The organism is Aphanizomenon sp. UHCC 0183, from assembly GCF_009712065.1.
Taxonomy (GTDB): Bacteria; Cyanobacteriota; Cyanobacteriia; order Cyanobacteriales; family Nostocaceae; genus Dolichospermum; species Dolichospermum heterosporum.
This window is the reverse complement of the sequence record NZ_VILC01000014.1, coordinates 73744-80138: the sequence shown is the minus strand read 5'-3', so window position 1 is coordinate 80138 and position 6395 is coordinate 73744. Positions and strand designations below refer to the sequence as shown.

The window sequence follows — 6395 nt, the reverse complement described above, 5'->3', positions numbered from 1 at the left end:
ATTTTGTTAGGTCAGTAGCCTGGAGTGGAGATGGTCTGACCTTGGCTAGTGGTAGTTATGATGAAACGGTGAAACTGTGGGATGTGCAGTCTGGGGACTGTATCGCCACCTTTGACCATAGGTTATATGCAGGGTTGAAGATTCAGGGAGTGAAGGGGTTAAGTCGGGCGGAAATATTGACTTTGAAGGCGCTGGGCGCTGTGGAATAGGGGGGTTTATATATGTACTTGAATCTCTTACTTTTACTCTTGACTAAATATCTGGTGAAAATTAAATATGTGTGATCTCAAACCAATGTAGAGACGTTCCATGGGTAGGGATTCTCGTCTCTACATTCTTCTTGATCTCAATCTAAATCAAAGATCGTAAATCAAACACTCCAACGCATCTGGATACATTTCGCAATAGGTTTCTAAGGCTGTTTTGCGGTGTTTTGCTTGTTTTTGATGGGCTTTTTCTGCTTGCAATTCTTCGACAATATCCCAAGCTACTGCACAATTAGCGGAATTATTACCATTTTCTGTACAGGTTGTCCGCGCTTCTGTAATCGCTTCAAGAATTGCTGCTTCAATGGGTTTTTTACCGTTGATAACTTCGTTTAGGGAGACCATGATCATGTTACCTTTTTTGAGGGAGATAAAGGTTAATTAGGAATTTTAAGGATTGCTAATGAAGAGAATTACTCATAATTGGTAAACTCTTTTTCAAAGTAACAATTCCAATAATTATTTTTAGTTAATTTATATACTTTTTGATTCTATGATGGTATAATCATGACTTAATTATTCACTAATGGAGTTTTAGCAATGCTAAATTATTAAATAATCCAAATATTTTAGTTATAATTTAAACAGAGTATCTGTAACTTATAATTATGCGTGAATTAGCACTTCAATCTCAATCTTTACGTGAAGCCTGGGAACAAGGGTTACAAGAAGGTTTAACTCAAGTTGCACTCAATATGCTACAAGAAGGTATTGATTTATCTCTAGTAGCTAAACTAACTAATCTACCACTTGAAAAGATTCAAAATTTGCAAGTTAGTAATGTAGATGATTTGGAAATTTTAGTAAAAGATTTTCTTGAGTTAAGTGAATCATCACTCAATAAAGTTTGGCTTGAACCAGAAGAAGACGAAGCTTGGAAGGATTTATAGAATTTATGCTTATGGAAAAATTTGCTAAAGGTGACGTTATCTCTGTACCTTTTCCATTTTCTGACGCATCTGCTACTAAAAGAAGACCTGCCTTGATTATAGCAGAATCAGATAGTAATAATATTATTCTCTGTCCTATTAGAGGGTGTTTGAAAAGTTATGGTTGATGTATCAAATATTTTTTACCCCACCCTAACCCTCCCCTTGTAAAGGGGAGGGAACTGGATTTTTATTGTTTCCCCCCTTTACAAGGGGGGACTAAGGGGGGTAGCAATGTGATGAAAATTACGGAATACCACTTTTCAAACATCCTCTTACCAGTAAACCAGGTAGAGAATATGAAATTAAGTTAGAAGACCAGGATTTTATGTTTGGTCAACTTAATTTAAGTCCCTGTTATATTCGTCCTAACATCATTGCAACAGTTGACAAAAGTAATGTTATTAGGAATATCGGAAAATTAAGGGATGAAAAAATAAATCAAGTTATTGCTACCATTATTGAAATTTTACAAAAGCCTTGTGAACCTACACTTCCAGCATCAAAAGCATGGAAAAGAGGTAAAAATCCCAAATCATAAAGTTTGTGATGGTTACTTAGAGGTTGTTTGAAAAGTATCAGATGAAACCCATAATCTCCAAAAACCTAACCCCCCTGCCCCCCTTCCCTACCAGGGAATGGGGTTTTCAAAGCCTCTCCCTGCGTCGGGGAGAGGTTTGGAGAGGGGTCAATTTATACATTCAAAACTTTTCAAACACCCTCTTAGATTCAATCTCTCAAAATTCGCCGAAATTATCGCCTAATTCTTGCTGTAAGCGATACAAAATAGTATTTTTATCAACTTGTGAGAGAATTTCCTGAATGACAGTATTAGCGCCCAATTGTCCCCAAGTACAGCCTTTTTCTAGATATAACTGGGCGGCTTTACCGACTGTATAAGCACCATAACCAGCAATTCCACCTTGGGTAATGGCACTCCCGAAAAAAGTAGTAATATTAAAGGGATTATCACCACTAGCTATGGCTGCGGCACTTTTACCTAAACCTAATATAAAACTGCTGCCAATTTCACTTAATAATAAACCACCAGAACTAAATAAAATTGTTTTTAATAATTCACTAGCTTCATAGCCAGTCATGGGTAAACCATACAATTTAGCTAATGCCCGAATTAAGGCTAAATCGGTAATTAAACCACCTATTATATCTAAGAAAGCAATAGGATTTAAGCCAATGGCTAGGGCTTTATATTGGCTAAACCTCCAAATTATATCTTCTGCTTCTTTTTCGCGGATATGAACGGTTTTTTGGGCGATATTTTCTTCGGATTCTCTAGCTTGAATGAGTGCATTTAAAGCTAAAAGAGATCGTCCTTCTCGATTTAATATATTTAAAATTGTTTGCTTTAATTCATCTACTTGCGGTGGTGGTGTTTCCCATTCAGAGGTGATGCTTCCATCTGCATATTCTACTCTCACTTCCATTGGTGCAGGTTCAGCCGCTATCATGACAATTTCATCGGGTAACAATGGCTGATTTTGGGTATTTCCTGCCCCTAATTGTTGAAGATTTTTATAAATTGCATTTTTATCTGTATCGGGATATAAATCAATTTTATTAAATACCAAAATTAAAGGTTTTTGTGCTTGACGTAATTCTAATAATCCCTGATATTCAGTTCTCGTAATATCCCCAGAAACCACAAACAAGATTAAATCAGCTTGACGCGCTACGTCTCGTGCCATTTGCGCCCGTGAATCTCCGGCAATTTCATCTAAACCGGGAGTATCAATTAATTCAACTAATACCTTATCTCCGGGTTTCCAAGGTACAGAACGCGGCCATTGAGTGACACCATTTAGGGGTCCGGTTTGGAGAATTTTTTCTCCCAATAAAGAATTTAATACTGCTGATTTTCCCCGACTGACTAAACCAAAAGCGGCAATTCTGATAACATTTGCATCTAATTTATTGAGTGTGGCATTTAAGGTTTCTATTTCTGGTTTTAGCAAACTTGCTAACTCTGGATTTGCGGCTAGTTGTCCCGATTTACGGAGATATCCATACCAAGATAATGCTTGTCTGAGACTAGCACGGGCGCGGTTTAAATGTGTTTCTTGTAGGTTACGAGTCATAGGATTTTGGATTCTGTATTTTCAGATCCCCGACTTCTTAAAGAAGTCGGGGATCTAATTAATGCCGATAATTTGCGGTTCGGGTATTGGTTGTCCGTCTTCTAAATAAGATGAAATCAGCATTTATAAAACTTCTTGGGCATTTTTTAAAGCCTCTTCATAAGTGTCTCCATGAGTACAAGGCTGCATAATATCTGTAAAATCTGGTAATGAAACTACATAACATTTATCTTCATTTGACCATTGAATAATAATTGTATATTTCATTCCTCTGATTCCTCTTTTTCTTCTGTTTCTATTTTATTTAATTCGGCTATTGCTTCATTAACTTGTCATTGCGTAAGCGTTGCGTGGCGTTAGCCATATGGAACAAAGTGAAATGAAGCAATCGGAAGGGTTGTGATTGCTTCCCTTCGCTCGCAATGACTGTAAATATTTTTGTTCAATTACCTAATATAATATCATTGTCCCAAATATGCTTCTAAAACTTTGGTATTATTTTGGATTTCTGTGGGACTACCAACGGCTAGATTTTGTCCTTCAGCTAATACCCAAACTCGATCACATAAGGACATAATTACGTCCATGTTATGTTCAATAATCAAAAATGTCATGCCGTCGTGACGATTCCAGGCTAAAATGCGATCGCATATGTCATCAATTAATCTGGGATTTACGCCAGCAGCAGGTTCATCTAGCAATATTAACTTAGGATTAGTCATCAATGCCCGACCGATTTCTAAAAGTTTCCGCTGTCCCCCAGATAAACCACCGGCATAATCAGCGGCTTTTTTTTCTAACCCTACTGACTCTAATAAAAACATTGCCCGTTCTTTTAGTTGCTTTTCTTCCTTAGCAACAATGTGGGGTTGAAATTGCACTTGCCAAAAGTTCTCACCAGTTTGTTTTTGCGCCCCCAGTAACATATTTTCTAATACTGATAACTTCGATAAAGCCCGTGCAACTTGAAAGGTTCTCACTAATCCCTGTTGGGCAATTTGGTATGGTTGTAATTGATGAATGGGTTCACCATCAAAAATCACTCTACCTTTATCTGGACGAATAAAATTAGAGAGTAAATTAAATAAAGTAGTTTTCCCAGCCCCATTCGGACCAATTAACCCAGTAATGCTACCTTTGATCACTTCAATATTAGCTTCTTGAACTGCTTTAATTCCGCCAAAATTTTTACAAAGTCCAGTTGCAGCTAAAAGAGGTAGTTGGGGTGATGCGATATTATTTACCATTATAATTTTCTTCTCAACTTCATTTTTAGGTTTTTTGTTGGTTTTTAATTATTGTTATGAAATAAAAATTGTCGGAGTTCATCAAATTTCATCCCTGTAAAACCTCAGCCACAGTTAACTTTACATCACTAAATAGAGGCGAACAAATCATATCATCCCCGCTATATACTTGCTCCTCATAAAAACCCTCCACCCATTCCAAAACTGTCACTTTTTGCCCAATTGGATCAACAATCCAATACTCAGTAATTCCCCGCGCCGCATACTCAGAACGCTTATAACGATAATCACGATTTTCCTGATTTGGACTCACTACCTCAACCACCAACAAAGGCAGCGGCATATCCATTAAAATCAGCGAGCGTGTAGCCCCCTGCATCACTTGAGCTAATTCTTCAGAAAACACCACCAAATCAGGAACACGCACCCCCACCTGGCGACTATTCACAGCAATTTCTGTTTTCATACTCAAGCGGTAATAGGGAATACCCAATTGCAGAAAATAGGCAACTAAAAACATTGCTATGCGCCGATTTATCTCACTTTCTAAAGGCATAGGAATTAATTCTCCATTCTCAAATTCATATAAATTATCCGTCCCATCGTCAAACTGAAGAAATTCTTCCAAAGTCATCTTGTTAGCAGTTGCAACTATCATGGCTATTCCTCCCATAAACGGCTTGTATCAACTATTTTAACATCACAAATGCCCAATTATTTACCAAGAGTCAGTTCCTCCTTTTTCCCTAAAATACCTTGAGGTCGCCAAATCATCAATACCATTAAAAGTAACCCAATAAACATGATCCGAAACGCACCAATCCGTTCTACATCTAGGGGAACAATTTTGGGTAAAAATTCTCTAGTGATGGCATCATAGGTAAAGAAAATGACTGCACCTAAAATAGTTCCCAGATTGTTGCCAGAACCACCTAAAATTACCATAATCCAGGCATCAAAGGTAAGTTGGGTTTGGAAGTTATCGGGGTAAATTGCGCCTAGTTGCCAAGCAAAAAATGCTCCAGCAATCCCCGCAATTGCCCCACCTAACATTAATGATTGTAGTTTATAGGAAAAAACGTTTTTTCCTAAGGCTTTGGGAATTTCTTCATCTTCACGAATAGATTTTAGCACTCTTCCCCAAGGCGATCGCACTAAAATTTCTAACCGCCAAAAGACAAAAGCTAAAATCAACAATATGAACAACATTAACCCGGCTTTGGGATTATAATTATACAGTCCGATCACACCAGAAATATAAATTGCAGCAGTTAATAACCCTAAAGCAATTCCGACTATTAACCGAGAGGTAAATTCTTGTTTAAGACTACTATTTCTAACTATATTATTACTTGCAGAAATTTGAGCAGTTCGCACCCAACGCCATAGAGAAAATAATGTGATTCCTGCTAATAAAGTTAATACTCCAATCATTACCAAGCGGAAAAATAAATTGGGAGTTGTTGATAACGGGATAACATAACTTTGCACACCGAAAGATCCCGATATCCACGTATTACCTACAGGCAAATCCTGATTATTGACTATTAATCGAATTAATTCACCTGTACCAATGGTGACAATTGAAAGATAGTCTTCGCGTAAGCGCAAAGTTGCAAAGCCAATTACTAAACCAAGCATTGCGGCCACAACTGCTCCGATTCCCGCCGATAGCAGTAATGGTACGCCCTTGAGACTTAATAAAACCGTCGTATACGCACCCAAAGTCATAAAAGCAATATGACCAAAGTTAATTAAACCGGTAAAACCCCATTGGAGATTGAGTCCTAGTCCGAACAGGGCGAAGGTGGCGGTAGAAATGGCGAGAAAAATCAGGTATTCGATCATAATTTAGCT

General features: G+C 37.6%; 9 protein-coding genes and 1 pseudogene. 4 read left to right on the top strand and 6 right to left on the bottom strand.

Annotated elements, in window-relative coordinates:
- Positions 1–209, top strand: a 209-nt coding sequence (locus FJR37_RS07280; RefSeq protein ID WP_168465662.1) for a WD40 repeat domain-containing protein, incomplete at its 5' end; no start/stop codon positions are given.
- 147 nt (positions 210–356) lie between these two features.
- Here the strand turns inward: FJR37_RS07280 and FJR37_RS07275 are convergent.
- A complete protein-coding gene (locus tag FJR37_RS07275) occupies positions 357–617 on the bottom strand; it encodes a Calvin cycle protein CP12 (RefSeq protein WP_168465661.1) in 261 nt (86 codons plus the stop codon).
- Positions 618–874: 257 nt separating this feature from the next.
- On the opposite strand from FJR37_RS07275, the gene FJR37_RS07270 reads away from it, so the two are divergent.
- The 3 genes from FJR37_RS07270 to FJR37_RS07260 all read left to right on the top strand — a co-directional run bounded on the left by FJR37_RS07270 (position 875) and on the right by FJR37_RS07260 (position 1736).
- A complete protein-coding gene (locus tag FJR37_RS07270; RefSeq protein WP_027402973.1) occupies positions 875–1156 on the top strand; it encodes a hypothetical protein in 282 nt (93 codons plus the stop codon).
- A gap of 5 nt (positions 1157–1161) precedes the next feature.
- Positions 1162–1323, top strand: a complete 162-nt coding sequence (locus FJR37_RS07265; protein WP_254434531.1) for a hypothetical protein — start codon at positions 1162–1164, stop codon at positions 1321–1323.
- Positions 1324–1448: 125 nt separating this feature from the next.
- Positions 1449–1736, top strand: a complete 288-nt coding sequence (locus tag FJR37_RS07260) for a type II toxin-antitoxin system PemK/MazF family toxin (RefSeq protein ID WP_152608946.1) — start codon at positions 1449–1451, stop codon at positions 1734–1736.
- A 196-nt stretch (positions 1737–1932) separates the two neighbouring features.
- Here FJR37_RS07260 and FJR37_RS07255 read toward each other — a convergent pair whose 3' ends face one another.
- The 5 genes and pseudogenes from FJR37_RS07255 to FJR37_RS07235 all read right to left on the bottom strand — a co-directional run bounded on the left by FJR37_RS07255 (position 1933) and on the right by FJR37_RS07235 (position 6386).
- Complete coding sequence (locus FJR37_RS07255; RefSeq protein ID WP_168465660.1) at positions 1933–3291, bottom strand: GTP-binding protein; 1359 nt, start codon at positions 3289–3291, stop codon at positions 1933–1935.
- A 54-nt stretch (positions 3292–3345) separates the two neighbouring features.
- Positions 3346–3558: pseudogene (locus FJR37_RS07250) on the bottom strand (type II toxin-antitoxin system HicB family antitoxin).
- A gap of 194 nt (positions 3559–3752) precedes the next feature.
- Positions 3753–4538, bottom strand: a complete 786-nt coding sequence (locus FJR37_RS07245) for an ABC transporter ATP-binding protein (RefSeq protein WP_168465658.1) — start codon at positions 4536–4538, stop codon at positions 3753–3755.
- Between the two features lie 88 nt (positions 4539–4626).
- Positions 4627–5196 carry a Uma2 family endonuclease gene (locus FJR37_RS07240; protein ID WP_168465657.1) on the bottom strand — a complete coding sequence of 190 codons (570 nt, stop codon included), beginning with the start codon at positions 5194–5196 and terminating at the stop codon, positions 4627–4629.
- 56 nt (positions 5197–5252) lie between these two features.
- Positions 5253–6386 (bottom strand): branched-chain amino acid ABC transporter permease, encoded by a 1134-nt coding sequence (locus tag FJR37_RS07235; protein ID WP_168465656.1) that lies wholly within the window; start codon positions 6384–6386, stop codon positions 5253–5255.
- Positions 6387–6395 lie beyond the last annotated feature (9 nt).

Coding starts and splice junctions, on each gene's coding strand:
- FJR37_RS07275 (WP_168465661.1), bottom strand. CDS start 617: ATGATCATGGTCTCCCTAAACGAAGTTATCAACGGTAAAAAACCCATT.
- FJR37_RS07255 (WP_168465660.1), bottom strand. CDS start 3,291: ATGACTCGTAACCTACAAGAAACACATTTAAACCGCGCCCGTGCTAGT.
- FJR37_RS07240 (WP_168465657.1), bottom strand. CDS start 5,196: ATGATAGTTGCAACTGCTAACAAGATGACTTTGGAAGAATTTCTTCAG.
- FJR37_RS07235 (WP_168465656.1), bottom strand. CDS start 6,386: ATGATCGAATACCTGATTTTTCTCGCCATTTCTACCGCCACCTTCGCC.
- FJR37_RS07270 (WP_027402973.1), top strand. CDS start 875: ATGCGTGAATTAGCACTTCAATCTCAATCTTTACGTGAAGCCTGGGAA.
- FJR37_RS07245 (WP_168465658.1), bottom strand. CDS start 4,538: ATGGTAAATAATATCGCATCACCCCAACTACCTCTTTTAGCTGCAACT.
- FJR37_RS07265 (WP_254434531.1), top strand. CDS start 1,162: ATGCTTATGGAAAAATTTGCTAAAGGTGACGTTATCTCTGTACCTTTT.